Here is a 26,074-nt window from a genome sequence, read left to right on the forward strand (position 1 = left end):
TCAGTGCTCCTTGACCAGTGCGGCGTAAGCACCGCCCGCCGCGATCAGCTCCTCGTGGCGCCCGCGCTCGACGACCGTGCCGTGGTCCAGGACCACGATCTCGTCGCTGTCGCGGACCGTGCTGAGCCGGTGTGCGATCACCACGCAGGCGCAGCCGCGGCGCCGCAGGTTGTCGATGATGAACTGCTCGGTCTCCGCGTCGAGGGCGCTGGTCACCTCGTCGAGCACCAGCACGCTGGGCTGCCGGACCAGGGCCCGGGCGATCTCCAGCCGCTGCCGCTGCCCGCCCGAGAAGTTGCGGCCGTCCTGCTCGACGTGGCTGTGGACGCCGCCGGGGCGGCGGGCGACGACCTCGTACAGGCAGGCGTCGCGCAGCGCGGCCTCCACGTCCGCGTCGGGGATGGAGGGGTCCCACAGCGCCACGTTGTCGCGGACCGTGCCCTCGAAGAGGAAGACGTCCTGGTCGACGAAGGAGACGGAGGCGGCAAGGGCGCCGCGCGGGATGTCCTCCAGGCGCTGCCCGTCGATGCGGATGGTGCCCTCCCAGGGGCTGTAGAGCCCCGCGATGAGCCGGGAGACGGTGGACTTGCCGCTGCCGGAGCCGCCGACCACCGCGACCTGGCGGCCGGGCGCGACGGACAATGAGAAACCGGACAGCAGCGGCTTGTCGAGCGGGCTGTAGCCGAAGGTGATGTCCTCCAGCGTGACGTGGCCCTTCAGCCGGCGCGTGCTCGCCCCGGAGTCGGGGCGCGTGTACAGCGAGTCGACGGGGAAGTTCTCGACGTCCTTGAGCCGCACCACGTCTGCGGCGAAGTCCTGGATGCGGCCCGCGACGCCGTTGAGCCGGGTGATGGGCGCGGTGAACCGCGTCACCAGGGCCTGGAAGGCGACGAGCAGGCCGATCGAGATGTGCCCCTCCACCGCCCGCAGCCCGCCGATCCACAGGATCAGCGCGCTGTTGAGCGTCGCGAGCGTCGGGGCGACGACCGACAGCCAGGCGCTGGGCACGCCGAGCCGCTGCTGCTCCTCCAGGGTGGAGGCGTGCTGTCCCGCCCAGCGGCGGAAGTATCCGTTCTCGCCGCCGGTGGCCTTCATGGTCTCGATCAACTGGAGGCCGGTGTACGAGGTGTTGGTCAGCCGGGCGCTGTCGGCGCGCAGTTTCTGCGTCCGGGTGGCCCGCAGCCGTGTCACCACGCGCATGGCGACGGCGTTGAGCAGCGCGATCCCCACCCCGAGAACGGTCAGCTGCGGGTCGTAACTCCACATCAGCAGCGCGTAGAGCACGACGACGACGCCGTCGACGGCCGCCGCGGCCAGGTCGCGGGCGAGGGTCTCGGCGACCGCGTCGTTGGACTGCAGGCGCTGCACGAGGTCGGCCGGGTTGCGCTGGGTGAAGAAGGTGACCGGCAGCCGCAGCAGGTGGCGCAGGAAGCGAGCGCTGCCGAGGGTGGAGGAGATGATGCGGCCGCGCAGCAGGTTGGACTGCTGGACCGCGGTGAGCGCGGCGGTGAGCGCCACCATGACGGCCATCGACGCGAACAGCGTGCCCAACAGCGAGGTCTGGTCACCTATCAGGAACAGGTCGATGTAGGCGCGGCTGAGCGCCGGCAGTGCCGCCCCGACCGCGACCAGCAGGAGGCTGGCCACCAGCGCGGCGAGCATGGTGCCGCTGGTGCCGCGCAGCCGGGCCGGCAGGGCGGCGAGGATGCCGGGCCTGCGGCCGCCGCGGTGGAAGTCCGGGCCCGGCTCGAAGGTCAGCACGACACCCGTGAAGCTGGTGTCGAAGTCCTCCAGGGGCACGAACCGCCGCCCCTTGTCGGGGTCGTTGATGTGGACGCCGCGCCGGCCGAGCCGGCGTCCCGTACCGTCGTAGACGACGTAGTGGTTGAACTCCCAGAAGAGGATGGCCGGGGCGCGTACCTCGGCGAGGGCCGCGGTCTCCATCTGCATGCCTTTGGCCCGCAGGCCGTAGCCGCGGGCCGCCTTCAGCAGGTTGCTGGCCCGGGAGCCGTCGCGGGAGACGCCGCAGGCGATGCGCAGTTCCTCCAGCGGGACGTGCCGGCCGTAGTGGCCGAGCACCATCGCCAGGGAGGCCGCGCCGCACTCAACGGCCTCCATCTGCAGCACGGTGGGGGTGCGGACGGTGCGCGGCCTGCGGCCCGGCCGCTGCCGGCGGGTGCGTGCGGGCTCGGGGCGGTGTCTGCGGCGGCCGGCGGGCGGAAGGGGCCGCTGCTGGGGCCGGGCGGTCGGCGCGGTCACGGGAGCAGCCAATCGATCGGGCGCTGTGCGGCCAGGCGGACGGCGCCGGTGGCCAGGGTCATGGAGTCCAGCTCGTACGAGGGGCCGTCGCCCTTGGACCAGCGGTAGCCGCTCGGGGTCCGGGAGGATCCGTCGAGGCGTACCACGACGGCCACCGGGCGTCCCGCACCGGCGAGTTGGGCAGCGAGTTGCGGGTCGCCGAGGTCGGTGGCGATCTGCCGTGCGGTGCGTGAGGTGCGGCCGACGGCCTGCACATGGCCGCGCAGCACGCCGTACCGCGCCTGGGGCGCCGACTCGACGGCGAGGTCCACCGCGGCGCCCACCGGCACCGAGGAGGCGCCGGTCGCCGGGACGTAGAGGGTCGCGACGAGCGGGTCATTGGTGCGGGCGACACGTTCGACCGTCGCCACGTCCGCGCCGACGGTGACGACGGTGCCGAGCGTGGCGACCAGGGCGCTGACCCGGCCCGCGGCCACGGTGCGGACGACGGTGTCACCGCGCGCCGTACGCACGTTGAGCACAGGGGCGTCCGCGGGCAGGCGCTCCCCTTCCTCGGCGAGGACCCGGGTGACCTGTCCGGCGACCGGGCTCTGCAGCACGTAACTGCCCTGCCCGTAGCCGATGATTCCGGGCGCGCTCAATTTCGAGGACACGGAACCGTTTACCGCCCAGGAAGCCGCGGCTGCCATCACGAGAATGGCGACGGACAGCACGAGACGACCCTGCGGGCGTGCGAAACGCACCGGGAGATCGAGTTCTTCCGGTGATTGGAGTTTGGCAAGGGCCTTTTGGCGAAACTGCACGGAACTCTTTCCTCAGCCGCATCCCTCGCCATTGGGGCACCATGCCGCAATGGCGTCCGCGGGTCCCGGAAGGGAGGTTTCCGGGACTCGCGGATCCATCAGTCTCAGAGACCTGCGATCAGGCCGGTGGCCAGACCGGTCACGGCGCCGGTGTTGACGCCGGAGACGCCCTCGACGGTGCCGACGACACCGGAAACGGTGCCCGCGACCGGGGCGATCGACTCGACGGTGCCGGTGGCGTTGGCCACGAGGCCACCCACGAGACCGCCGGAGACGTTGTCCAGGTCCGCGTCGGAGATCTCGCGGGTCTCAACCTGGGAGGTGAAGTCCATGGGGGGTTTCCCTTCGTGTGAACACATTTCATGTGGCGAATCATCAGGGGGCAACCTCTTCGCCACGGCACGGGATACAAGCATGGGAGCAGGTGGGACGGCCAATTGGCGATCCGTGCGTTCGAATCCGGTTCGGATTCACGGCTTCACCGGTGCGCCGAATCCCCCACGGCCCGGTGGCAATTCCTTCACACTCGGGGATCCCGTCCGGACGGTGGAACCGGGCACTCCGGATCAAACCGCGCGCACCGGCGGTCGGTGTCCCGGACGGACGTGCGGGCGTATGTCGCCCAGGTGTGCGGTGTGCAGATTTACCGGAGGTAATGTTCAGCCCTGCGCTTGAGTCGCTCGCCCTGCCCGTGAACAGGGCGGATCCGCGGCGCGCGGGATGCCGCGGCCGGTCGCCGGACGGCTCAGGCCGTGGCGTCGTCCCCGGCGGCCGACAGCCCGAAGTCGCAGAGGCTGCAGATGAGTTCGATGGCGGTGTCGGTCAGGACGCCCGGCGGGAGACGGCCAGGCTGGTAGAGCCCGCCGACGCCGGCGTCCGCGCGGCGGACCACCTCGGCCATGCCCGTCGCCGCCCGGCCGGGCGTCCGGGCCGGGGCCGGCCCGGACGCCCCACCGGTCGTGGGCAGGCCCGCGGGATCGCCGATGAGCAGCTCGTCACCGCGTGTGTCGCCCATCCCGGGACCTTCCGTCCGTCACGGTCACGAAGCGCCGTGAACCCACTGCCTGGAGGGGCGGCACACTACCCCTCGCCCCTCAGGACGCCGGGATGCCGTCGGCGGGGGCCTCCGGCTGCGCCGTGGTGTACGGCGTGATGGCGCCCTGCTCGTCGTCCGTCACCAGCGGAGTGCCCTGCAGGGCGACCTCGGTGCTGCCCTTCAGGATGCCGATCTGGACGCCGGTGTAGCCCGCGTGGGAGTCCCCGCTGAACCGGAACGGCACCAGTCCGGGCCCGGTGAAGCCGCCCTTCTCCACGGCCTTCACCAGCGACTCCCGCGTGGGGTTCTTCCCCGCGGCCTGCAGCGCCTGGACGAAGGTGTACGCCATGGACATCCCGAACTCGACGTTGCCGTCGAAGGGCAGCTTCGGGATGTACTTGTCGTGGATCTCGCGGTAGAGCTTGATCCAGCTGTTGGAGGCGTCGTTGGTGGGCGGCATGTAGGTGTCGGTGATGATGCCGTCCATGAGCGCCGCCGGGTCGGCCGTGCCCCCCGCCTGCTTCGCGAAGGACTCCAGCAGGCCCGCCAGGGTGGTCGGGTCGGAACCGACGTTGGTCACCACCATCTGCGGGTCGTAGCGGAGCTTGAGCGAGGTGAGCTTGAACAGCGCGGTGTACGTCGGGATGGTGAACAGCACGACCACGTCCGCCTTGGCCTGGGCGATGGCCGTGACCTGCGGGGCGATGTCGGTGCCGCCGGGCTGGTAGCTCTGCCGGCTGACCACCGACTCCTTGGGGATGTACTGGTCCAGGCCCTCGACGCCGTCCTTGCCGAAGTCGTCGCCCTGGTAGAAGTAGGCGACCTTCTTGCCCGCGAAGTTCTCCTTGATGTACTGCCCGAGGATCTTGCCCTCGACGAGGTAGTCCGGCTGCCAGCCGAAGGTCTGCGGGTGCTTGCCGGGCTCGTCCCAGCAGCGACAGCCGGAGGACACGAACAGGTCGGGCACCCGGCGGCTGTTGAGGTAGTCGACCACCTTGGTGTGGGTGGGCGTGCCGAGGCCGCCCACCATCGCGAAGATCTTGTCCTCCAGGACGAGTTCCTTGGTGACCTTCACCGTCTGGGTCGGGTTGTACGCGTCGTCCCTGTACCTGAACTCGATCTTCCGGCCGTTGACCCCGCCCTTGGCGTTGACGTGGTCGAAGTACGCCTTCGCGCCCGCCGAGACGTTGCTGTACCCGGGTGCCGCGGGTCCGGTGAGCGGCTGGTGGCTGCCGATGACGATGCTGTCCTTGGTGACGCCCGGCGCGGCGGAACCGCTGCCGGAGCCGTCGGAACAGGCGGTGAGCACCAGGGCCAGCACGGCCAGCGCGGTGCCGCCGCGCAGGCCCGGGCCGTGTCGGTGGCTTCTTCTCATGACCCCTCCTGGAACCGAATCGGATTCGGTGGGTGTTGGGCTGATTTCGGGTGACACGCCAGTGGTTGAGGGAACGGGATGTGGACGGTCAGGTACCGGGGCCCTGGGTGCGGAGCCGCCGGACCAGACGGATGAGGGCCCCTTGGATCCCCTGCGGGAACAGGAGCATCGACAGGACGAGGGCGAGGCCGTACAGGGCGAGCGGCAGGTTCGCGTAGAAGCCCCGGGACAGGTGCAGGGCGTCCGCCACGTCACCCGTCCAGTTGGGCAGCAGGACGAGGAGCACCGAGCCGTACACGGCGCCCGCCAGGCTGCCGAGCCCGCCGAGCACGGCCGCCGTCAGCAGGGACAGGGACAGCGCCAGCGGGAACGCCCCGGGCGCGGCCAGCGAACTGACCACCGCGAGGAGCCCGCCGCCCAGGCCCGCGCAGGCCGCGCTGACCACGAAGGCGAGCACCCGCAGCCGCGCCACGTGGATGCCGGCCAGCGCCGCGGAGACCTCGTCGTCCCGGATCGCCCGCCACGACCGGCCGACGCGGCTGCGCCCCAGGTCGGCGAGGAACACCAGGACGACCACCGCGCACAGCACGCAGACCCAGGCCTGCCAGCGCTCCAGCGGGAAGTACGGGCCCAGCGCCTCCGGCGGCGGGGGCGAGGCCACCATGAGTCCGTTCTCGCCGCCCAGCAGATCGGTCAGGTGGCGGTAGTTGGCCAGTGCCGGCAGCCCGACGGCCAGGGTGAGCGTCGCACCCGCGAGGTACGGGCCCTGCAGCCGGGCCGCCGCGGTGCCCACCAGCGCTCCGAGGGCGGCCGTGACCGCCGTGCCCGCCGGCAGCGAGACGGCCAGCGACCAGCCCAGTTCGGTGAGGAACAGGCCGGTCCCGTAGGCGCCGACCGCCATCAGCGCGCCGTGGCCCAGTGAGATCTGGCCGTTGGTCCCGGTCAGGACGGTCAGCCCGGCGACCGCGCACACATACGTGGCGACGGTGGCGACCTCCAGGTTCTGGTACGGCGACAGCAGGGCGCTGACGCCGTAGACCACCAGCAGCCCGAGCAGCGCGGGCACCAGGTGCCGCACCGCGGTGCGGTCCATCGGCCCGCGGAACCGGGCCCTCAGCCCGGCCGCGGCCGGGCCCCCGGGCGGGGACCCCGGGTCCTTCGTGTCCGTCGTGTCGGTCATCGGCCCTCACACCCGTCGCACGGAGGCGCGTGAGAACAGGCCGTTGGGCCGGATCATCAGCACCGTCATCAGTACCGCCAGCGCGCCCAGCAGCGCGACCTCGGACCCCAGATACCCCGAGACGTAGGAGAGGGTGAGCCCGACCACGAGCCCGCCGACCACCGCCCCGGGCGGGCTGTCCAGCCCGCCGACCACCGCGGCGGCGAAGCCGAACACCAGCACCGCGTCGAACTGGTTGGGCCCGACGAAGGTCGACGGCGCCACCAGGACCCCGGCGAGCGCCCCGACCGCCCCCGCCAGCGCCCACCCCAGCGTGAGCACCCGCCCGACCCGCACCCCGAACATCCGGGCCACCTCGGGGGAGAAGGCAGCCGCCCGCATCCGCAGCCCCACCGGGGTGACCCGGAAGAGCAGCACGAGCAGTGCCATCACCACGAGCACGGCCCCGATCACGAACATGTCCGAGGGCGACAGCAGCAACCGGGCGTCGCCCACCGTGAAGCCCTTGATGCCCAGCAGCGGCGGGAAGGAGCGCGGCGAGCCGCCCCACACCATCCCGGCCACCGCCTGCAGGAACAGCAGCAGGCCGAGGGTGACGATGACCGCGTTCATCGGCGGCCCGTTCTCGACCGGGCGGACGAGCACCCGTTCCACGACGGCCCCCAGGACGAAGCCCGAGGCGAGGGCGGCCAGCAGCCCCAGCCAGTAGGAACCGGTCGCGTGGATCACGCCGAGGGCGACGAAGGTCGTGATCATCAGCATGCCGCCCTGGGCGAAGTTGACGATCCGGGTCGCCCGCCAGATGAGCACCAGGGCCAGCGCGACCGCCGCGTAGACGATGCCGCTGCTCACCCCGCCCAATGTCAGATTGATGAAATACATTCAGAACCCCAGGTAGGCGTGGCGGAGGTCGTCCGCGGTGGCGAGGCGCGCGGCCGCGTCGGCCGCGACCACCCGCCCCAGGTTCAGTACGACGCCGTGGTCCGCGACGGACAGGGCGCTGCGCGCGTTCTGCTCCACCAGGAGTACGGTGAGCCCCTGCCGCTCCCGCAACTCCCGCAGGACGGCGAGGATCTGGGCGGTGACGCGGGGCGCGAGCCCCAGCGACGGCTCGTCGAGCAGCAGCAGCCGCGGCCGGGTCATCAGCGCCCTGCCGATGGCGAGCATCTGCCGTTCGCCGCCGGAGAGCGTCTCCGCGAGCCGCGCGCGCCGCTCGGCCAGGGCGGGGAAGAGGGCGTACACCTCCTCCAGGCCGGCGGACTGCAGCGCCCTGCGCTCACGCCGGTCCCGCCACAGGACGCCCAGCCGGAGGTTGTCGTGGACGGTCAGCTCGGTGACGACCCCGCGGCCCTCCGGCACGTGGGCCAGACCCAGGCGTACGACCTCCTCGACGGGCAGCCCGGTGATGTCGGCGCCGTCGAGCAGGACGCTGCCGGAGCGCGGCCGGACGAGTCCGTTGACGGCGCGCAGCAGGGTGGTCTTGCCGGCGCCGTTGGCGCCGAGCACGGCGGTGACGCTGCCCTGGTCCACGGTGAGTGACACCTCGTCCAGGGCCCGCACCATGCCGTAGGAGACGACGAGTTCGCGGACCTCAAGCACGGGAGGACTCCTCTCGGGACCCGGGCTCGGCCGGCGCCGGTGTTCCCGCGGTGACCTCGTCGCCGAGGTACGCCTCGGTCACCAGCGGGTCGTCGCGCACCTCGTCCGGGGTGCCGTAGGCGATGACCTTGCCGAAGTCGAGGACGAGGACCCGGTCGCAGACCCGCATGACCAGGTCCATGTGGTGCTCGACGAGGATGACCGCCATCCGTTCGCGCAGCCCGGAGATGATTTCGCCCAGTGCGCGCATGCCGTCCTCGGAGAGCCCCGAGGCCGGTTCGTCGAGCAGCAGCAGCCGCGGCTCGCCGACCAGCGCCCGGGCGAGCGCGACCTGCTTCTGCACGCCGTAGGGGAGTTCGCCGGGGAGCCGGCCGGCGGCGTCCTCCGCGCCGAGTTCCCGCAGGACGGCCAGCGAACGGTGCCGCAGCAGCCGTTCGTCGCGGTCCGAACGGGGCAGGCCCAGCAGTGCGGAGGCGAAGCCCGCCCGCGCGTGCCGGGTCGCCCCGACCATGACGTTCTCCAGCACGGTCAGCCGGGGAAACAGCCCCAGGCCCTGCAGGGTCCTGGCGATGCCGAGCCGGGCCAGCTGGTGCGGGCGGGGCCAGGGCAGGGCCCGGTCCTGCCAGTGCAGGGTGCCGGCGGCCGGGCGTACGAAGCCGCACACGGCGTTGAACAGGGTCGTCTTTCCGGCCCCGTTGGGCCCGATGACGCCGAGCACTTCGCCCGGCCGGACCGACAGGGACACCGCATCGAGTGCGGACAGGCCCCCGAAGGAGACCTCGAGTCCGTCGATGCGCAGGAGGCTTTCCACCAGTCACCCTTCCTTGGGAGTTCGGCGGGGTGGTGCGGGACGAGAGGGGCGGATCGGGAGGCGGGGTCGGGGTCGGGGTCGGCGCGGTGGCCTGCCGTTCGGGAGGGCTCCCGTGGCGAGCGGGTGCGTGTGCGGGCGCGGGTGGGCGTCGGTGCCCCGGGGTGGCCGCACGATACCGACTGGTCGGCATGTCGGGAAGAGGTGCTGCAGGTCGCCGTTGGAGCACCGGGCCCACCGCCCCCGGGCAGTGCCCCCGCAGCCCCGTTCCGACCTCCGCCCCGGCACCGGCTACCCGTTGCCTGAGGCGTGCGGAACGGAACCTCGGGGGCGGGGCGCCCTGCCCGGCCGGGGCTGCGGCCCATGCTCGCGCCCGCGCAACCGGCGCCCGCGGGCCTGCGCGGACGATCGGAGGGGGTCTTGGGTGAGGGGCACGCCGGCCCCGGGGCCGGGTCCTTCGGCCCGCGTCACGCGCCGCGGAGCGGGCGGCCGCGTCAGTCGGCCGCTTCGGGGCGCGGGGGGTGGACGGGGATGTCGCACCACACCTGCTTGCCGCCGCTGAGGGGCATCGTGCCCCACGCGGCCGACAGGGCCTCGACGAGGAGGATGCCGCGGCCGCCCGTGTCGTGCCAGTTGACGATCGCCGGCTTGACCGGGGTCCGGGGCGAGGCGTCGCCCACGGCGATCCGCAAACGGTCGCCAGTGAGGGTGATGTCCAGCCGCACCTGGCCGTCGGTGTGCACCAGGGCGTTGGTGACCAGTTCCGAGACGACGAGCAGCACGGTGTCGGCCGCCTCGCCCAGCCCCCACGCGCGCAGGGTGCGGGCGGTGAACCGGCGGGCGTGCGAGGCGGCGTCGGGGAGCCGCCACACCGTCCAGCTCTCGCGTATGGGCTTGACGGCCATGCCGTCGTAGCGCATGAGCAGCAGCGCCACGTCGTCGCTGCGGGTCGCGCCGCTCAGCAGGGCGTCGGCCATGCGGCCGAGGTGGGAGGGGTCTGCCTCGGACATCTCGCGTGCCATCCGTGAGATGCCCTCATCCATGGGGAGTTCGGCGGTCTCGACCAGGCCGTCCGTGGTCAGCGCGAGTACGGTGCCGTTGCGCAGCCGGAGGGGGATCAGCGGGAAGTCCGCGTCGTCGACGACGCCCAGCGGGGGCCCGCCGTCGCCCTCCACGATCTGTGTGCCGCCGTCCGGCAGCCGCAGCACCGGGGGCAGGTGACCGGCGCGCACGCACCAGGCACTGCCCTCCTCCATGTCGATGCTGACGTAGCAACAGGTCGCGAAGAGATCGGTCTCCATGCCCATGAGCAGGCGGTTGGCGTGGGACACGACGACGTCGGGGGAGTGGCCCTCCACGGCGTAGGCGCGGATCGCGGTGCGCATCTGGCCCATGAGTGTGGCGGCCCCGGCGTTGTGCCCCTGGACATCGCCGATGACCAGGGCGACGTGGTGGTCGTGCAGGGGTATGACGTCGTACCAGTCGCCGCCGACCTCCAGCCCGCCGGTCGTCGGCAGGTACCGGGCGACCGCGACCCCGCCCGGCAGCACGGGGAGCCGGCGCGGCAGCAGGGTGCGCTGCAGGGTGCCGACCAGTTCGTGCTCGGCGTCGAAGGCCCGTACGCGGACCAGCGCCTGGCCGACCAGGCCGGCCGCGGCGGTCAGCACGGCGCGTTCGTCCGGGCCGAACTCGTGGGGCTGGTCCCAGCCGAGCAGGCAGCATCCGACGACCCGTCCGGCCGCGGGGAGCGGCAGCACCGCGAGGCCGCCGGGCCCCACCCCGGCCAGCGTGGACTCCAGCGGCGCCCCGGCCGGCCAGAAGCCGACCCGGCCCTCGCGCAGCGCGGCCGCCAGCGTGGGCATGGCCCGGGTGGGCGCGTCCGGCCAGTCCGAACGCCACTCGGTGTGCCACACCTCGGGCCACGCCGAGGGGGCCGCCGGGTCGAGGACGGTGACCACCAACCGGTCGTTCTCCAGCTCCGCGAGCGCGACCCGATCGGCGTTCAGCGGGCGCCGCAGTGCCTTCACCACGACCGCGCTGACGTCCCGCACGGTCGCGGCGTTGGCCAGGTCGGCGGCGAGTTGCTGCACCCTGCCCACGTCGTTGACCCCGGCCCGCATCCGCGAGGCGTCCCCGACCGTGCCGAGCAGCCGTACGGGGCGGCCGTCCGGGGCGAACAGCACTCGGCCGCGCAGCCGCAGCCAGCGCAACTCCCCCGAGGGCCGGCGGATGCGGAACTCCAACTCGCGTTCGCCGGTGGCCATGTGCCCGGCCTCCACCACCGACATCAGCGCGGGTAGGTCCTCGGGAACGGTCAGCGCGAGCAGCGTCTCCACCCTGCCGTCGAACCCCGAGGGCTCCAGGCCGAACAGGGCGAGCACATCGTCGCCCACGTTGATCCAGCCGGTGTCCATGTCGAGGGTGAACCCGGTGCCCCGGGGCTCCGCCGCGGCCACCGGACCGGCCTCGCCGCAAGCGCCGCCGGGCATGGGGCCGGGGTGGCCTATCGCGGTGGCGAAGAGTCCGAGGCTCTGCCGGTCCTCGGCGTCGAAGCCGCCCGGCTGGTCCGTGACCGCGACCAGGCAGCCGACGCTCACGTGGTCCGCCCGCAGCGGCAGGGCGGTCAGCGAGACCTCCAGCGGCTCCGGGGTCCCGTTCCCGGCCATCCGGGCGACCTCCGCCGGACCCGCGGACACCACGCGGTCCTGGCGCACGCAGACGGCCATGGGGGAGTCGCCGTCCGTCGCGTAGCTCTGGCGCAGCCCGTGCAGGGCGCGCGGCACCCCGGCCGAGGCGACCAGGCACAACTTCCCGCCGGTCTCCGAGGGTGCGTACACGGCGACGTGGGTCGCGCCGGTGAAGACCAGCGCCTGTTCGATGACGGATCGCAGGCGGGCGGAGTGGCCAAGGTCGGATCGGAGCGCTTTGAGCGCGAGCTCGGCGGACAGCGCCCGAACTCTGCGTCCTTTCGCGCCGTCGCTGACCACGGGGTCATTACACCGCCTCCGGGGCCCCGGCGCAGCCCGTGTGCGGGGAAACGTCACGGGGTGTGAGAAGAACGCGTGACGCTCCCTCCGTCTCCCACGAACTCGATCAGCCCCTCGCGCAGGCGCGCCACAGCGGGGTCGGGCAGGCGCAGCCCGTGCCGGGCGTACGCCGTCATATCGCCCCAGCCCTCCGCGACCGCGCCGAGCGCGGCGTCGAGGTAGCGCTCCCGCACCTCCAGGACCGCGGCGGCGATGCCGGGATCCCCGCCCGACTTCATGAATCGCCGCAGGTGGGTGCTGTAGGCGGCCTGCACGGCGGCGTTCACCGCCAGGAACTCGCCGCGTACCACGGCCGGGTCCGCGCCCAGCAGCGTCAGCAGCAGCGTGCTCGCCCAGCCCGTACGGTCCTTGCCCGCCGTGCAGTGGAACAGCACCGGCCGGGCCGCCGGGTCGGCGGCGGTCTCCAGCAGCGCGCGGTACGCGGAGCAGGCTGTCGGGGAGGTCACCATACGGCGGTACGCCTCCGCCATCAGGTCCTCGGCACGTCCGCCGCCGAGCTCCCGGCCGGCCCGTGCCGGGTCGCGGAGCAGCGTCCTCAGCCGGGCCGGGGCCATGTGCGGGTCGTCGCCGAAGACGTCGGCGACGAAGAGCCGGGCGCCGGCGGGCAGCACGTCGGGGGCGGCGCCGCGCTCCCCGGCGGTGCGCAGGTCGACCACGGTCCTGATGCCCAGGTCCGCCACACGGGGATCGGTGGCCGGGTCGTAGCGGTCGAGCCGGCCGGAGCGCAGGACCGTCCCGGACCTGACCGCGTGCCCCGCTCCGGGACCGGCCAGCGGGATGCCGCCAAGGTCGCGCAGGTTGATCACGGTCCCTGCGTGGATGGCGGTGCCGGTTGCCATGTGCTCATGGTGCGACGCGCCCGTGGGCGGCGCGACGCGGCACGTCGCGCGTTCCGGTCCGGGTCCCGGATCAGCGCTGGGGGAAGGTGTAGGTGTAGCCGGCCGTGTCGAGCCGGTCGAGCAGGGTCTCCAGCGCCCGCACGGTCTGGCTGCGGTCGCCGCCGCCGTCGTGCATGAGCACGATGGCGCCCGGCTTCAGCTCGGAGTTCACGGTCGCGAGGATGGCGTCCACGCCGGGGCGGCGCCAGTCGTCGGAGTCGACGGTCCAGCCGAGCGGGCGCAGTCCGTGGCCGGCGGCGATGGCGCGGATCGAGGGGGAGAAGTCGCCGCCGGGGGCCCGGTAGTACCACAGTGATGTGTCGCCGGAGCCGGCGGCGCGGGAGATCTCGCTCTGTGCGTCGAGTATCTCGTGGCGGTTGTACTCCTCCGACTTGCGGCTCTGCGCCTCGTCGTGGTGGACGGAGTGGTCGCACAACCGGTGGCCCGCGGCGGTGATCCGCCGCACCAGGTCGGGGTGGGCCCGGGCGTTGGGGCCTATCTCGCAGAACGTGGCCTTGGCGTGGTGCCGGGCGAGCACGTCGAGGACCTTCGGGGTCCACACCGGGTCCGGGCCGTCGTCGAAGGTGAGGGCCACCGACCTGCCCGGGGCCTCCACGCCGTGCTGGATCGAGCGCGCGGTCACGACCGTGCCACGGGCGGGTGCCTGGACCGCGGTGCCGTGGGCCGCCGTGCCGCGGGGCGAGGCCGTGCGGTGCCCGGGGGCCGGCCGCCGGCCGGTACCCGGGGCGGCGTCGTGGCGCGCGGTGCCCGCCGGGGTGCGGGCCGCGCCCGGTGTGCCGGACGGCGCGGTGGGGGCGGAGGAAGGCGCGGAGGGCGCGGAGGGGGCGGTGGGGGCGGAGGAAAGCGCGGAGGGCGAGGCCGGCGCGGCGGCCCGGACGGAGGGCGCGGACGCGGTGGCACCGGCGCTCCGCATCATGTGCTCCGTGCCGCAGGCGGCGAGAGCGGCTCCGGCGAGCGTCACCGCCGCGACTGCTCCGAGGGCTCGGGTCGCCCGGGTCGTCAGTGCCACGGTGGTACCTCCTGGGTCCGGCCGGCGCATGCCGGGCATGCGGATCAGCCCCCACCGTAGGGGGCGCGCGGCGGCGCGCCCTCGGTCTTTCGGTCATGTCCGGGTCCTTTGCCGGCGGGACCTTCGTCCCGGGACCACCGCGGCGCCGGCATCAAGGGCGGCGGTGTCGTCGTCGTGTACGGCGGCCGCGTCGAGTCGGCCGTCGTCGATGACACCGGCCCCACCGCGATGCACCGGCGCGACCTCCTACGCCACCGCGCAGGCCCTCGGCATCGACCCGGACCCGGAGGCCGGCGGGGCGGAGTCCGGCGTGACGTACATCCCCTTCAAGAACTCCTCCGTCTCGCCGATCGAGAGCCGCGCCACGGCGGTCTCCGCCGGCGACACGCTCGCCCGTCAGTTCCCGGCGAACAACTGACCCGCCGTCGACCCGGAGTACGCCGGGCGGCCGATGTGACGCGGCAGACGCCTCCTCCGTGTTGCGCGGCCGCCCCCGGCGCGTGATCGTGGGCCACGGGACACTCCGGCCCGCTCGAGCTTCCGCACCGTGGTCCACACAGGGGTCGCCGCATGAGCACACACTTTGACGTCGTCGTCCTGGGCGCGGGGCCCGGGGGGTATGTCGCCGCCATCAGGGCCGCCCAGCTGGGCCTGCGGACGGCGATCGTCGAGGAGCGCTACTGGGGCGGGGTGTGCCTCAACGTCGGGTGCATCCCCTCCAAGGCCCTGCTGCGCAACGCCGAACTGGCGCACATCTTCACCAAGGAGGCCAAGACCTTCGGCATCCGGGTGAACGGCGAGGTCAGCTTCGACTACCGCGAGGCCTTCGCGCGCAGCCGCAAGGTCGCCGACGGCCGGGTCAAGGGCGTCCATTTCCTGATGAAGAAGAACGACATCACGAAGCTCGAGGGCCACGGCACCTTCACCGACGACCACACCCTCCACGTCGCGCTGGGCTCCGGCGGCAGCGAGACCGTCACCTTCGACCACTGCGTCATCGCCACCGGCGCCACCACCAGGCTGCTCCCCGGCACCTCGCTCAGCGAGCGGGTCGTGACGTACGAGGAGCAGATCATGACGGACACGCTCCCGGGGAGCATGCTCATCGCGGGCGCCGGGGCGATCGGTGTGGAGTTCGCGTACGTCCTGCACAACTACGGGGTGAAGGTGACCCTCGTGGAGTTCCTGGACCGGATCGTGCCGCTGGAGGACGAGGAGGTCTCGGCCGAACTCTCGCGCCAGTACCGCAAGCTGGGCATCGACGTGCTCACCTCGACCCGGGTGGAGGCGATCAACGACGCCGGCGACGCGGTGAAGGTCATGGTGACCACCGGCGGCCAGCGGCAGACGCTCCAGGCCGACAAGGTGCTCCAGGCCATCGGCTTCCAGCCGCGGATCTCCGGCTACGGCCTGGAGCAGACCGGGGTCCGGCTCACCGAGCGCGGTGCCATCGACATCGACGAGTTCTGCCGCACCAGCGTCCCGCACATCTTCGCCATCGGCGACGTCACCGCGAAGCTGATGCTCGCGCATGCCGCCGAGGCCATGGGCGTGGTCGCCGCCGAGACCATCGCGGACGCCGAGACCATGTCGCTGGACTACGTGATGATCCCGCGCGTCACCTTCTGCCAGCCGCAGATCGCCAGCTTCGGGTGGACGGAGGCGCAGGCCCGCGAGCGCGGCTTCGACGTGCGCGTGGCCAAGTTCCCCTTCACCGCCAACGGCAAGGCGCACGGCCTCGGCGACGCGAGCGGTTTCGTGAAGCTCATCAGCGACGCGAAGTACGGCGAGCTCCTGGGCGGGCACCTGATCGGCCCCGAGGTCACCGAGCTGCTGCCGGAGCTGACGCTCGCCCAGAAGTGGGACCTCACGGCCGCCGAAGTGGCCCGCAACGTGCACGGCCACCCGACCTTGAGCGAGGCCGTCCAGGAGGCCGTCCACGGTCTCGCCGGCCACATGATCAACTTTTGAGCCCGCTGGTGGTCCGGCTGTCCCGCCGACCCACCTCGTAGCGTCAGCGGCGTCGTCGCAGGACGACGACGACCGCCGCGGCGACGGCCGCGGCCAGCAGCCCCGCCACCGCGGCGCGTTTGGCGACCGGGGCGCCGGCGACCCTGAGCAGGTCGAGCGGTTCGTCAGCGTGCTCCGGTGGCACGGGGGGCGCTTCCCCGGCGGTGTCCTCGCTCCCGGCCGCGGGCTGCGGGGCGGCCAGGCGGCTTGCGAGGCAGTCGGCGAACTGGCCGATGATGCGGTCGCCCACCTCGGCCATCACGCCGCGCCCGAACTGCGCGGGACGGCCGGTCACCGCCAGGTCGGTGGTCACCGAGACGACGGTCGCGCCGTCCTTCTCCGTCAGCGTGCCGGTCACCGTCGCCCGCGCCGTGCCCTGGCCGCGGACCTCCTTGCCGCGGGCGGCCAGCACGACGCGGTGCGCGGTCCCGTCCCGTTCCTCGAAGACGGCCGTGCCGCGGTAGGTCACCGTCACCGGGCCGACCTTGACCTTCACCGTGCCCTTCACGGTCTCGCCGTCGTACTCCTCCACCGTCGCGCCCGGCATGCACGGCGCGACGCGCTCGATGTCCAGCAGCGCCCGCCAGGCGTCCGCCACCGGGACGGGGACCCCGAACTCGTGGTGCAGTTCCATGATCTCCTCCTCTCCTCGTCACACCGGCCTGAGCACCGGAGGGTGGATCGCGCCGGCCGTGCCCGACAGCGGGGTGCCGCTGCCGCCCCAGCGCAGCGCGATGATCTCGGCGGCGATCGACACGGCGACCTCCTCGGGAGTGCGCGCACCCAGGTCCAGCCCGATCGGCGAGCGCAGCCGGGCCAGTTCGGCCGGGCGGAGCGTCGTGTCGCGCAGCCGTTTGAGACGGTCGTCGTGGGTCCGCCGGCTGCCCATGACACCGATGTACGCGGCAGGGCGGCGCAGGGCGACCTCCAGCAGCGGAACGTCGAACTTGGGGTCGTGGGTGAGGACGCACACCACCGTGCGGTCGTCGGTCTGCGTGCCGCCCAGGTAGCGGTGCGGCCAGTCGACGACGACCTCCGCGCCCTCGGGGAAGCGCTTCGGGGTCGCGAACACCGGACGCGCGTCGCAGACGGTCACCCGGTAACCGAGGAACAGCCCGATGCGCGCCACCGCCGCCGCGAAGTCGATCGCGCCGAACACCAGCATCCGCGGCGGCGGGGCGAAGGACTGCAGGAACACCGTCACGTCGTCCTCGCGCCGCTCGCCGTGCCGGCCGTAGTGGCGTTGTCCGGTCCCGCCCCGGGCCAGCTCACCGCGGGCGTCGTCGGTGACCGCCGCGTCCAGGCCCTCCGAGCCGAGGGTGCCCGCGACCCGGTCCGGCCACACCGTGAGCGTGGCGCCGCGCGGCGCGGGACCGTCCAGCACCGTCACGGTGACCACGGGTCGGTGCGCGGCGACGGAGGCCGCCACCTCGGCGAAGCCCGCGTCCGTGGCCGGGGACACCGGACGGACCAGCAAGGTGATCTCACCGCCGCAGGTCAGGCCGACCTCGAAGGCGTCGGCGTCGCTGTAGCCGAAGGTGTGCAGCTGGGCCTCGCCCGACTCGACGACCTCCTTGGCCAGTTCGAAGACCGCGCCCTCCACACAGCCCCCGGAGACGCTGCCGACGACCTCGTCGTCCGGCCCCACCGCCATCGCCGCGCCCGGCCCGCGCGGCGCGCTGCGGCTCACCGCCACCACCGTGGCCAGCCCGAAAGGGGTGCCCGAGGCGTACCAGTCGTTCAGCGCAGGAAGGATCTCACGCACCGTCGGCTCCTCTCACCACGGCGGCCAGACGTTCCAGCGCGCCCAGACTGTGCCCTTCCACGAAGGCGTCGACGCTCGGCAGGGCCGCCGCCATCCCCGCCGCCAGCGGGGCGTACCCCGGTCCGGCCTTGCGGGGGTTGGCCCACACCACGCGGTGCGCCAGCCGTGCCAGCCGCCGCATCTGCGCGGCCAGCAGGGCGGGGTCACCGCGCTCCCAGCCGTCCGACAGCAGCACGACCACCGCGCCGCGCGCCGTCCCCCGTGCCCCCCAGCGGTCCAGGAACGCCCGCAGTGTCTCGCCGAGCCGGGTCCCGCCGCTCCAGTCGGGCACCGCCGCCCCGACCGCGGCCATCGCCGCGTCCGGATCCCGGCGCGCCATCTCACGGGTGACCCGGGTCAGCCGGGTGCCGAGGGTGAAGACCTCGGTGGGCGTGCGGCCGCGCGAACCGTGCGCGGCGGCGTGCGCGAACCGCAGCAGCGCGTCCGCGTACGGTGCCATCGACCCGCTGACGTCCAGCAGCAGCACCACCCGGCGCGGCTTGCGGGCCGGGGCCCGCCGCAGGAGCACGGCCGGCTCACCGCCCCGGCGCAGCAACTCCCGTACGGTACGCCGTGGATCCACGTCACCCCGGCGCGCCGGACGGCGCCGGGAGCTACGGCGCGGCTCACCGTCCAGGGCGAACACCGCCAGCAGCTGGTTCAGTTGGGCCCGATCGGCCGCCGTCATGGCGGCCACGTCACGATGCCGCAGCACCTCCGTCGCGCTGGCGAGCGCGGTCACGCCGGGCCCCTTTCCCCCCTCCTCGTCCGTAACCCGCTCCGCGGGCACGGCCCGCGGTACGGCAGGCGGGCGCACCGGGCGGACCGCGGGGTGTACCCGGCGGGGTGGCGGCCGCTCGCCGTCGAAGAAGGCCGCGAAGACCCGGTCGTAGCGTTCCAGGTCGTCCGGGCCGCCGCAGAGCGTGAGCCGGCCCGCCCAGTACACGTCGCGGCGCCGCGCCGGGTCGAGTCGGCCGAGCGCGGCCAGGAAGGCGGCCACCCGGTCGGGGCCGGCCGGCACCCCGGCGGCCCGCAGGGCGCGGGCGAAGCCCACCACTGCCGCCGTGCCGTCCGCGGTGACCGTGCGCACCGTGCTCACCGCGACCCGCCCGCCCGCGCGGCGAGGATCTCCGACAGGTCGAGCGAGCGCGCCCGCTCCGCGTCCTCGCGGTACTTCAGCACCGAGCCGAGGGTGGTCATCGCCAGGTCCGCGTCGAGTTCCGTGGCCCCCAGCGCGGCCAGCGCCTCCGCCCAGTCGATGGTCTCGGCCACCCCCGGCGGCCGCACCAGGTCCTGCTCCCGCAGGCACTGCACCACGGCCGTGACCTGCGCCGCCAGCCGCGCCGCCACGTGCGGCTGCCTGCGCCGCACGATCGCCAGCTCCCGCTCGAAGCCGGGGTGCTCGAACCAGTGGTAGAGGCAGCGCCGCTTCAGGGCGTCGTGCACCTCACGCGTCCGGTTGGACGTCAGTACCACCACGGGCGGCGACTGCGCCCGCAGGGTGCCCAGTTCGGGGACGGTGACGGAGTACTCCGACAGCAGTTCCAGCAGGAACGCCTCGAACTCGTCGTCCGCGCGGTCGATCTCGTCGACCAGCAGCACCGACGGGCTGGTCTCCAGCGCCCGCAGCAGCGGCCGTGCCAGCAGGAACCGCCGGCTGTACAGCTCGCCCTCCAATGTGTCGGGGTCGCTGACGCCCGCCGCCTCGGCCGCCCGCAGGTGCAGCAACTGCCGCGGAAAGTCCCAGTCGTACAGCGCCTGCGACGCGTCGATGCCCTCGTAGCACTGCAGACGGATCAGCGGCGCGCCGAGCGCCTCGGCGAGCGCGTGCGCCAGCGCGGTCTTGCCGACACCCGCGTCGCCCTCGCAGAAGATCGGGCGGTGCAGCGTCAGCGCCAGGTAGCAGGCGACGGCGAGGCCGTCGTCGACCAGATAGCCGGTCTCCTCCAGCCGGGCCCGCAGCTGCTCGGGGCCGGCGATCCCCGGCATGGACCCGTCCACCGCCCCGTCCACGGCGGCGGGCGACGCGGAAGCGGCAGGTGTGGGGCCGGTGGCCGGGGCCGACGGCGGGGCGCCGGGGCCGTGGGGTCCCACCGCCCCGGCACGCGCCGTCGTCAGGGGAAGCGGCCCGCAGGAGGGGCCCGCCGGGGCGGTCCACCCCGGCGGATTCCCGTGCGCCGGCCAGGTCATGCGCTGCGTCCGCTCCTCATGTCAGGTCCGCCGCGGCGAGCACGGCCCTGCGGGTCAGCACCCTCGCCAGGTGCTCCCGGTACGCGGCGGACGCCGACAGGTCGGACGCCGGACGGGTGCCCTCCGCCGCGCTGTCGGCGGCCGAGGCCACCGCCTCCGGTGCCGCTTCGGCGCCCGCCAGGGCCGCCTCGCAGGCGGTGGCGCGCACCGGGGTGGGCCCCATGTTCGACAGTCCCACGCGGGACTCGACGATCCGGCCGTCGTCGCGCCGGACCAGCGCGGCTACCCCCACCACGGCCCAGGCCTGGGCGCTGAGCTGGAACTTCTCGTAGCGGAAACCCCAGGCGTCCGCCTTGGGCACCCGCACCTCCACCAGCAGTTCGTCCGGCCGCAGTGCCGTCTGCAGGTAGTCGGTGAAGAACTCCCGCGCCGGGACGGTCCGCCGCCCGTCCGGCCCCTGGAGGACCAGTTCGGCGTCCAGGGCCAGGACGGCCGCGGGCACGTCCCCGGCCGGGTCGGCATGGGCGAGGGCGCCGCCGATCGTGCCGCGGTGACGCACCGCCGGATCGGCCACCGTGGCCGTGGCGGCGGCCAGAAGCCCGGCGTGCCGCCGCACCAGCGGGTCGTGCACGACATCGTGGTGCGAGGTGAGGGCGCCGATGACGAGGTGGTCCCCGTCGACCCGTACCCCGCGCAGGGCGGGGATGCGGCCGATGTCCACGACGAGTTCGGGGAAGGCGAGCCGCAGCCGCAGGATCGGCAGCAGGCTCTGGCCGCCGGCGAGCACCTTCGCCTCGTCCCCGGCGAGCGCGAGTTGCCCCACCGCCTCCTCCACGGTGCGGGGCCTGGCGTAGTCGAACGACGCGGGAATCATGAGCTGCCCTCCTCCGGACGGGCGGACCGCGCGTCCCCCAGGGCCCGCCAGATCCGCTCCGGCGTGCACGGCATCGGCACGTCCGTGACGCCCAGCGGCCGCAGGGCGTCGACCACGGCGTTGACCACCGCGGGGGTCGAGGCGATCGTCCCGGCCTCGCCGACACCCTTCACACCCAGCGGGTTGGTCGTCGCCGGCGTCTCGGTACGGTCGGTGAGGAAGTCGGGCAGGTCGGCCGCGCAGGGCACGAGGTAGTCGGCCATGGTGCCGGAGACCAGGTTTCCCTCCGTGTCGTACACGGCCTCCTCGAACAGGGCCTGGGCGATGCCCTGGGCGAGACCGCCGTGCACCTGGCCCTCCACGATCATCGGATTGACGACCTTGCCGACGTCGTCCACGCACACGTAACTGCGGATCCGCACCCGCCCGGTCTCGGTGTCCACCTCCACCGCGCACAGGTGCGTGCCGTGCGGGTAGGAGAAGGCCTCCGGGTCCTCCACGTGCTCGGCGTTGATCGTCGGTTCCAGCCCGTCGGGCAGGTCGTGCGAGGTGAACGTCGCGAACGCCACCTCCTGGATGGTCCTGCGCGCGTCCGGGGAACCCTTGACCGAGAAGACGCCGTCCGCGAAGTCCAGGTCGTCCATGCTCGCCTCCAGCAGGTGGGCGGCGACCTTCCGGGCCTTGTTCACCACCTTCCGCGCGGCGCGGTGCACGGCCACCCCGCCGACGACCAGCGAGCGCGAGCCGTAGGTGTCCATGCCCTGCGGGACCGTGCGCGTGTCGCCGTGCAGCACCTCGACGTCCTCGAAGGGCACGCCCAGCACGTCCGCCGCGATCTGGCTCCAGCTCGTCACATGGCCCTGCCCGTGCGGGCTGGTGCCGGTCAGCACCTCCACCTTGCCGGTGGGCAGCATGCGGATGGACGCCGCCTCCCAGCCGCCCGCGCCGTAGCGCAGGTCGCGCAGGATCCGGCTGGGCGCGAGCCCGCACATCTCCGTGTACGTCGACACGCCGATGCCGAGCCGCACCCGGTCGCCGTGCTCCTCGCGCTTGCGCTGTTCGGACCGCAGGTCGTCGTAGCCGAAGAGGGCGAGCGCCTTGTCGGTCGCCGCCTCGTAGTTCCCGCTGTCGTAGGTCAGCCCGCCGATGGTGGTGTAGGGGAACTCCTGGTGACCGATCCAGTTGCGGCGGCGGACCTCCACCGGGTCCATGCCGAGTTCCGCGGCGAGCTCGTCCATCATGCGCTCGATCGCGAACGTCGCCTCGGGGCGGCCCGCGCCGCGGTAAGCGTCGGTGGGGGTCTTGGTGGTGAAGACGCCCGTACAGGTGAAGTCGTAGGCGTCCATCTTGTAGATGCCGGGGAACATGAACGCCCCGAGCAGCGGGACACCCGGCGTCACGATCATCAGGTACGCGCCCATGTCGGCGAGCAGGTCCACCTTCAGGCCGAGCAGCCTGCCCTCGCGCGTCGCGGCGAGCTCGAGGTCCTGGATCTGGTCGCGGCCGTGGTGGGTGGCCAGGTAGCCCTCCGACCGGGACTCCGTCCACTTCACGGGACGGCCCAGCTTCCGGGCGACGGCCAGGCCGATCGCCTCCTCGCCGTACACCTGGAGCTTGGAACCGAAGCCGCCGCCGACGTCCGGCGCGACCACCCGCAGCCGGTGCTCGGGGATGCCGGTGACCACGGCCATCATCACGCGCACGATGTGCGGGATCTGCGTCGCGGAGTACAGGGTGTACTGGTCCGAGGCGCCCGGCGGGACCGCCACGACGGCCCGCGGTTCCATGGCGTTGGGAATGAGCCGCTGCTGCACGAAGCGCCGGCGCACCACCACGTCGGCCCGCTCGCGCACCGTCGCGTAGTCCTCGCCGGTGGCCAGCGGCCAGGTGTAGCAGCGGTTGGTGCCCTTGTCGGCGTGGACCAGCGGGGCGCCCTCGGCGAGTGCCGCCTCCATGTCGAGCACCGGGGGCAGCGGCTCGTAGTCGACGTCGATCGCCTCCAGTGCGTCGGCGGCCGCGTAGCGGTCCCTGGCGACGACGACCGCGACCGGGTCGCCGGTGTGCCGGACCTCGTCGACGGCGAGCGGCGGGTGCTCGGGCAGCACGATGTCCTCGGTGACGGGCCAGGCGCACGGCAGCGAGCCGAGCCCCTCGGCCAGGTCGCGGCCGCTGTACGCGGCGACGACGCCCGGCCGTTCCAGGGCCGGCGTGACGTCGATCCGCTCGATGCGGGCGTGTGCCATCGGGCTGCGCAGGATCGCCATGTGCAGCAGGCCCGGGACGGTGATGTTGTCGGTCCAGTTGGTCCGGCCGGTCACCAGCCGGGCGTCCTCCTTGCGGACCCGGGCGCGGCCGACCTCGGGCTCGCGTCCGGTGAGCTGGTCGGTCATACCGGCGCCCCGCTTCCGGCCGTGCTCGGTTGGGCGTGCTCCGCCACGGCGCCGGGCTCGGGGGCCTGTTGCCGTCGTTCCTCGGCGGCGGCCGCGAGCACGGCGCGCACGATGTTCATGTAGCCCGTACAACGGCAGAGATTGCCCTCCAGACCCTCGCGGACCTCCTCGGGCGTGGGGTCGGGGTTGTCCCGCAGCAGGTCGCGCGCGGCCATGATCATGCCGGGGGTGCAGAAACCGCACTGCAGGGCGTGCTGCTCGTGGAAGGCCCGCTGCAGCGGGTGCCACTCGCCGTCGGCTGAGGCCAGCCCCTGGATCGTCGTCACCTCGCCGCCGTCGGCCTGCACGGCCAGCACGGAGCAGCTCTTCACGCTCTTCCCGTCGAGGTCCACCGTGCAGGCACCGCAGTTCGTGGTGTCGCACCCGACGGGGGTACCGGTCAGACCGAGCCGGTCCCGCAGGTAATGGACGAGTAGGAGGCGGGGCTCCACCTCGTCCTCGTAGGCCGTGCCGTCCACCTTCACCGAGATGCGGGTCATATGCCCTCCCAGAGGCGCCGCGTGGCGAATCCCCCGTTCTGCTCTGATACGCGCAACTGTAAGTCGCGCCCGGGGACAACGCGACGCCTCGGACGCGAGTTTCACGGGCCTCTTGCGCTCGGAAATCCGAGAGTGAGAGGCGTTCGCAGCCCGGACCGCCAAGCTGCCCGGCCGGGGAGAACGCGGCCCCGGCGGCATCCCGCCCAGGACGCGGTCACCTGGGAAGGGAACCTGCGCCCCCGCCCCCGCCGGAGAGAGGTACGGGTTAGATTCGGAGGCGTGCTGCGCATCGTGGACGGCAGGAACGGCGAGCCCGTGGAGCTGGAGCCGGGGCGGCGCGTGCCGCTGCGCGTGCTGGCCCACATCGGCGCCGCGGGCGCGACGACCGCGCTGAGGGTGCTGCTGCTGGCGGACGTACTGGCGCGCACGGCCGAGACCTACGGCGGGCAGGTGCTGGTCGCCTCGGTGGGCCCGGCCGACCCCGCCCTGGACGCGGCCGCGGCCGCGCTGGGTATCAGGCCCGCCGCGGCACGTGGAGACAGCGCGCGCGAGGCCGAGGAGGCACTGGCCGGCCCGGCCCGGGCGCACGTCGCCCCGGCGGGCACCGAGACCGGCGGCCCCCGCCTGGACGTGGGACCGGTTCACCCGGACGAGGTGACCGCGGGCCCCGCCGTACGGCTGGCGCTGCTCCGGCTGGACCGCCGGGCCCCGGCGGAACTGACCCCGCGGGTCCTCGATGCGGCGGACACCGGCCTCCGGCAGTGGCGCGGCGCTGTGGCCCGCTGGGCCGAGTCGCCGTCCAAGCCGATGTGCGCCGAGTACGTCGAGCACCTCCAGGCGGCCCTGACCGCGGACCTCGACACCGCCTCCTACCTCACCACCCTCGATCGCCTGGCGGCGGAGACCGCCCTGCCGGACGGCTCCCGCTTCGAGACGTTCGCCCAGGCGGACCGTGTGCTGGCGCTGGAGCTGACGAGTGAGGTCGGCGGGATGCGGTCGTGAGTGCCGTCGTGAGACGACGCCGGGAGGGCCCGCGACGGCTCGTCGTGCTGCGGCACGCCAAGTCCGCCTGGCCGCCGGACGTCCCCGACCACGACCGTCCCCTCGGTCCCCGCGGCCGGCGCGACGCCCCGGCCGTCGGCCACTGGCTGCGCGAGGCCGAGCACATCCCCGACCTCGTGATCTGCTCGACCTCCCGGCGCACCCAGGAGACCTGGGAACTCGCCGCCGAGGCCCTGGGCGCCACGCCGCCCCCGACGGTGCGACTCGACGAACGGGTCTACGCCGCCACAGCGCGCGCCCTCCTCGACGTCCTGCGCGAGGCCCCCGACGACGTCGCCACCCTCCTGCTGGTCGGCCACAACCCGGGCGTCCAGGACCTCGTCCTGCGCCTGACGGGCGAGGCCCGCGCCGACGCCCTGCTCCGCGCCGCCGACAAGTTCCCCACCTCCGCCCTCGCCGTCCTCGCCTGGCCCGGCTTCTGGTCCTCCCTCGCCCCGGAACGCGCCCGCCTCGACGACTTCGCCATCCCCCGCGGCTGACCCCACCGGTCCCTGCGAACGCTTCTGCCGACCCTGTGGCCTGGCCCCGGACAGAACACCTAGGCCGACGCCGCCAGGGCCGCGGCCGTGGCGGCGGCGAGGCGGTCGAGGTAGCGGGGGGTGAGGGGGGAGCGGAGGACCGCCAGGCGCCAGTAGAGGGGGCCGGCCATGAGGTCGAGGGCGAGGTCGCAGTCCGTGCCGGCGGGGAGCTCACCGCGTTGGACGGCGGCCTCGACGATGGCGGTGGCGATGCCGCGCTGGGTGTCGCGCAGCGCGGTCTGCAGGGTCTCGGCGATCTCCGGGTTACGGGAGGCCTCCGCCAGTAGGTCGGGGATGATCTGCGAGGCGACGGGATGCCGCAGCGCCCGCGCCGTCACCTCCAGCAGCATCCTTATGTCACCCAGCAGACTGCCCGTGGCGGGCGCCGGCACGCCGAGCGCCGCGACGGCGGACACCACGTCGAGGACGAGCGGCAGCTTGGAGCGCCAGCGCCGGTAGACCGCGGCCTTGCCGACGCCCGCGCGCCGTGCGATGCCCTCGATCGACATCCGGCCGTACCCGACCGCCGCGAGCTCCTCGAAGACGGCCGCGCGGATGGCCTCCGTGACATCGTCTCGGAGCACTGCCGCCCCGGCGGGGGCGCGTCGTGGGGGTGCGGTGTCCGGTGCCATGTCCGGCAGCCTACGCGACGACGGGACGGAACGGTTGCGT

General features: G+C 73.6%; 23 protein-coding genes and 1 pseudogene. 4 read left to right on the forward strand and 20 right to left on the reverse strand.

All coding sequences use genetic code 11. From position 1 onward, the window contains the following. The 12 genes from ACRWNP_RS15700 to ACRWNP_RS15755 all read right to left on the reverse strand — a co-directional run bounded on the left by ACRWNP_RS15700 (position 1) and on the right by ACRWNP_RS15755 (position 14,015). Positions 1-2,259 (reverse strand): NHLP family bacteriocin export ABC transporter peptidase/permease/ATPase subunit, encoded by a 2,259-nt coding sequence (locus ACRWNP_RS15700; RefSeq protein WP_431961838.1) that lies wholly within the window; start codon positions 2,257-2,259, stop codon positions 1-3. Further along, positions 2,256-3,062 carry an HlyD family efflux transporter periplasmic adaptor subunit gene (locus ACRWNP_RS15705; RefSeq protein WP_431961839.1) on the reverse strand — a complete coding sequence of 269 codons (807 nt, stop codon included), beginning with the start codon at positions 3,060-3,062 and terminating at the stop codon, positions 2,256-2,258. Before ACRWNP_RS15705 ends, ACRWNP_RS15700 begins: the two co-directional genes overlap by 4 nt. Before the next feature lie 104 nt (positions 3,063-3,166). After that, entirely contained in the window at positions 3,167-3,394 is a 228-nt protein-coding gene (locus ACRWNP_RS15710; protein ID WP_431961840.1) for a type A2 lantipeptide, read from the reverse strand. Between the two features lie 413 nt (positions 3,395-3,807). Continuing rightward, the gene (locus ACRWNP_RS15715; protein WP_431961841.1) at positions 3,808-4,077 is read right to left on the reverse strand and encodes a hypothetical protein; all 270 of its coding nucleotides are present in this window, start codon (positions 4,075-4,077) and stop codon (positions 3,808-3,810) included. Between the two features lie 79 nt (positions 4,078-4,156). After that, positions 4,157-5,473 carry an ABC transporter substrate-binding protein gene (locus tag ACRWNP_RS15720; RefSeq protein ID WP_431961842.1) on the reverse strand — a complete coding sequence of 439 codons (1,317 nt, stop codon included), beginning with the start codon at positions 5,471-5,473 and terminating at the stop codon, positions 4,157-4,159. An 88-nt stretch (positions 5,474-5,561) separates the two neighbouring features. Continuing rightward, complete coding sequence (locus ACRWNP_RS15725) at positions 5,562-6,653, reverse strand: branched-chain amino acid ABC transporter permease (RefSeq protein ID WP_431961843.1); 1,092 nt, start codon at positions 6,651-6,653, stop codon at positions 5,562-5,564. 6 nt (positions 6,654-6,659) lie between these two features. Continuing rightward, positions 6,660-7,505, reverse strand: a complete 846-nt coding sequence (locus tag ACRWNP_RS15730; RefSeq protein WP_431961844.1) for a branched-chain amino acid ABC transporter permease — start codon at positions 7,503-7,505, stop codon at positions 6,660-6,662. 30 nt (positions 7,506-7,535) lie between these two features. Next, positions 7,536-8,252 carry an ABC transporter ATP-binding protein gene (locus ACRWNP_RS15735; RefSeq protein WP_431961845.1) on the reverse strand — a complete coding sequence of 239 codons (717 nt, stop codon included), beginning with the start codon at positions 8,250-8,252 and terminating at the stop codon, positions 7,536-7,538. Then, positions 8,245-9,063, reverse strand: coding sequence for an ABC transporter ATP-binding protein (locus tag ACRWNP_RS15740; protein ID WP_431961846.1), 819 nt, complete (start codon positions 9,061-9,063; stop codon positions 8,245-8,247). The genes ACRWNP_RS15735 and ACRWNP_RS15740 overlap by 8 nt, the downstream gene beginning before the upstream one ends. A 491-nt stretch (positions 9,064-9,554) precedes the next feature. Then, entirely contained in the window at positions 9,555-12,047 is a 2,493-nt protein-coding gene (locus tag ACRWNP_RS15745; RefSeq protein WP_431961847.1) for a SpoIIE family protein phosphatase, read from the reverse strand. Between the two features lie 53 nt (positions 12,048-12,100). Then, positions 12,101-12,946 carry a tyrosine-protein phosphatase gene (locus tag ACRWNP_RS15750; RefSeq protein WP_431961848.1) on the reverse strand — a complete coding sequence of 282 codons (846 nt, stop codon included), beginning with the start codon at positions 12,944-12,946 and terminating at the stop codon, positions 12,101-12,103. 70 nt (positions 12,947-13,016) lie between these two features. Beyond that, on the reverse strand, positions 13,017-14,015 hold the full coding sequence (locus tag ACRWNP_RS15755; RefSeq protein WP_431961849.1) for a polysaccharide deacetylase family protein: 999 nt from the start codon (positions 14,013-14,015) through the stop codon (positions 13,017-13,019). A gap of 141 nt (positions 14,016-14,156) precedes the next feature. Here ACRWNP_RS15755 and ACRWNP_RS15760 point away from each other — a divergent pair. Then, positions 14,157-14,433: pseudogene (locus tag ACRWNP_RS15760) on the forward strand (glycoside hydrolase family 75 protein); the annotation flags it as partial. Between the two features lie 152 nt (positions 14,434-14,585). Further along, entirely contained in the window at positions 14,586-15,986 is a 1,401-nt protein-coding gene (gene lpdA, locus ACRWNP_RS15765; RefSeq protein ID WP_431961850.1) for a dihydrolipoyl dehydrogenase, read from the forward strand. Between the two features lie 43 nt (positions 15,987-16,029). Here the strand turns inward: lpdA and ACRWNP_RS15770 are convergent, their stop codons facing one another. The 7 genes from ACRWNP_RS15770 to ACRWNP_RS15800 all read right to left on the reverse strand — a co-directional run bounded on the left by ACRWNP_RS15770 (position 16,030) and on the right by ACRWNP_RS15800 (position 23,822). After that, positions 16,030-16,659 carry an SRPBCC family protein gene (locus ACRWNP_RS15770; RefSeq protein WP_431961851.1) on the reverse strand — a complete coding sequence of 210 codons (630 nt, stop codon included), beginning with the start codon at positions 16,657-16,659 and terminating at the stop codon, positions 16,030-16,032. An 18-nt stretch (positions 16,660-16,677) separates the two neighbouring features. Beyond that, complete coding sequence (locus tag ACRWNP_RS15775) at positions 16,678-17,790, reverse strand: XdhC family protein (protein ID WP_431961852.1); 1,113 nt, start codon at positions 17,788-17,790, stop codon at positions 16,678-16,680. Then, entirely contained in the window at positions 17,783-18,928 is a 1,146-nt protein-coding gene (locus tag ACRWNP_RS15780; protein WP_431961853.1) for a vWA domain-containing protein, read from the reverse strand. Before ACRWNP_RS15780 ends, ACRWNP_RS15775 begins: the two co-directional genes overlap by 8 nt. Beyond that, positions 18,925-19,818, reverse strand: a complete 894-nt coding sequence (locus tag ACRWNP_RS15785) for an AAA family ATPase (protein WP_431961854.1) — start codon at positions 19,816-19,818, stop codon at positions 18,925-18,927. Before ACRWNP_RS15785 ends, ACRWNP_RS15780 begins: the two co-directional genes overlap by 4 nt. Before the next feature lie 217 nt (positions 19,819-20,035). Continuing rightward, positions 20,036-20,893: an FAD binding domain-containing protein gene (locus tag ACRWNP_RS15790; protein ID WP_431961855.1), complete on the reverse strand. Its 858-nt coding sequence runs from the start codon at positions 20,891-20,893 to the stop codon at positions 20,036-20,038. Then, positions 20,890-23,283, reverse strand: a complete 2,394-nt coding sequence (locus ACRWNP_RS15795) for a xanthine dehydrogenase family protein molybdopterin-binding subunit (protein ID WP_431961856.1) — start codon at positions 23,281-23,283, stop codon at positions 20,890-20,892. Before ACRWNP_RS15795 ends, ACRWNP_RS15790 begins: the two co-directional genes overlap by 4 nt. After that, positions 23,280-23,822 carry a (2Fe-2S)-binding protein gene (locus ACRWNP_RS15800; protein WP_431961857.1) on the reverse strand — a complete coding sequence of 181 codons (543 nt, stop codon included), beginning with the start codon at positions 23,820-23,822 and terminating at the stop codon, positions 23,280-23,282. Before ACRWNP_RS15800 ends, ACRWNP_RS15795 begins: the two co-directional genes overlap by 4 nt. Before the next feature lie 279 nt (positions 23,823-24,101). On the opposite strand from ACRWNP_RS15800, the gene ACRWNP_RS15805 reads away from it, so the two are divergent. Continuing rightward, the gene (locus ACRWNP_RS15805; protein ID WP_431961858.1) at positions 24,102-24,824 is read left to right on the forward strand and encodes a hypothetical protein; all 723 of its coding nucleotides are present in this window, start codon (positions 24,102-24,104) and stop codon (positions 24,822-24,824) included. Positions 24,825-24,832: 8 nt separating this feature from the next. Next, positions 24,833-25,363, forward strand: coding sequence for a SixA phosphatase family protein (locus ACRWNP_RS15810; RefSeq protein WP_431961859.1), 531 nt, complete (start codon positions 24,833-24,835; stop codon positions 25,361-25,363). Between the two features lie 59 nt (positions 25,364-25,422). On the opposite strand, the gene ACRWNP_RS15815 is transcribed toward ACRWNP_RS15810, so the two are convergent. After that, positions 25,423-26,034, reverse strand: a complete 612-nt coding sequence (locus ACRWNP_RS15815) for a TetR/AcrR family transcriptional regulator (RefSeq protein WP_431961860.1) — start codon at positions 26,032-26,034, stop codon at positions 25,423-25,425. Positions 26,035-26,074: the final 40 nt, after the last annotated feature.

The sequence above is a fragment of the Actinacidiphila sp. bgisy160 genome (genome assembly GCF_965342435.1).
GTDB lineage: Bacteria > Actinomycetota > Actinomycetes > Streptomycetales > Streptomycetaceae > Actinacidiphila.

Bases quoted from the DNA above. Each gene is read 5' to 3' on its own strand.
- ACRWNP_RS15795 (WP_431961856.1), bottom strand. From the start codon at position 23,283: ATGACCGACCAGCTCACCGGACGCGAGCCCGAGGTCGGCCGCGCCCGG.
- ACRWNP_RS15720 (WP_431961842.1), bottom strand. From the start codon at position 5,473: ATGAGAAGAAGCCACCGACACGGCCCGGGCCTGCGCGGCGGCACCGCG.
- ACRWNP_RS15770 (WP_431961851.1), bottom strand. From the start codon at position 16,659: ATGGAACTGCACCACGAGTTCGGGGTCCCCGTCCCGGTGGCGGACGCC.
- ACRWNP_RS15710 (WP_431961840.1), bottom strand. From the start codon at position 3,394: ATGGACTTCACCTCCCAGGTTGAGACCCGCGAGATCTCCGACGCGGAC.
- ACRWNP_RS15815 (WP_431961860.1), bottom strand. From the start codon at position 26,034: ATGGCACCGGACACCGCACCCCCACGACGCGCCCCCGCCGGGGCGGCA.
- ACRWNP_RS15800 (WP_431961857.1), bottom strand. From the start codon at position 23,822: ATGACCCGCATCTCGGTGAAGGTGGACGGCACGGCCTACGAGGACGAG.
- ACRWNP_RS15715 (WP_431961841.1), bottom strand. From the start codon at position 4,077: ATGGGCGACACACGCGGTGACGAGCTGCTCATCGGCGATCCCGCGGGC.
- ACRWNP_RS15785 (WP_431961854.1), bottom strand. From the start codon at position 19,818: ATGCCGGGGATCGCCGGCCCCGAGCAGCTGCGGGCCCGGCTGGAGGAG.
- lpdA (WP_431961850.1), top strand. From the start codon at position 14,586: ATGAGCACACACTTTGACGTCGTCGTCCTGGGCGCGGGGCCCGGGGGG.
- ACRWNP_RS15750 (WP_431961848.1), bottom strand. From the start codon at position 12,946: ATGGCAACCGGCACCGCCATCCACGCAGGGACCGTGATCAACCTGCGC.
- ACRWNP_RS15725 (WP_431961843.1), bottom strand. From the start codon at position 6,653: ATGACCGACACGACGGACACGAAGGACCCGGGGTCCCCGCCCGGGGGC.
- ACRWNP_RS15790 (WP_431961855.1), bottom strand. From the start codon at position 20,893: ATGATTCCCGCGTCGTTCGACTACGCCAGGCCCCGCACCGTGGAGGAG.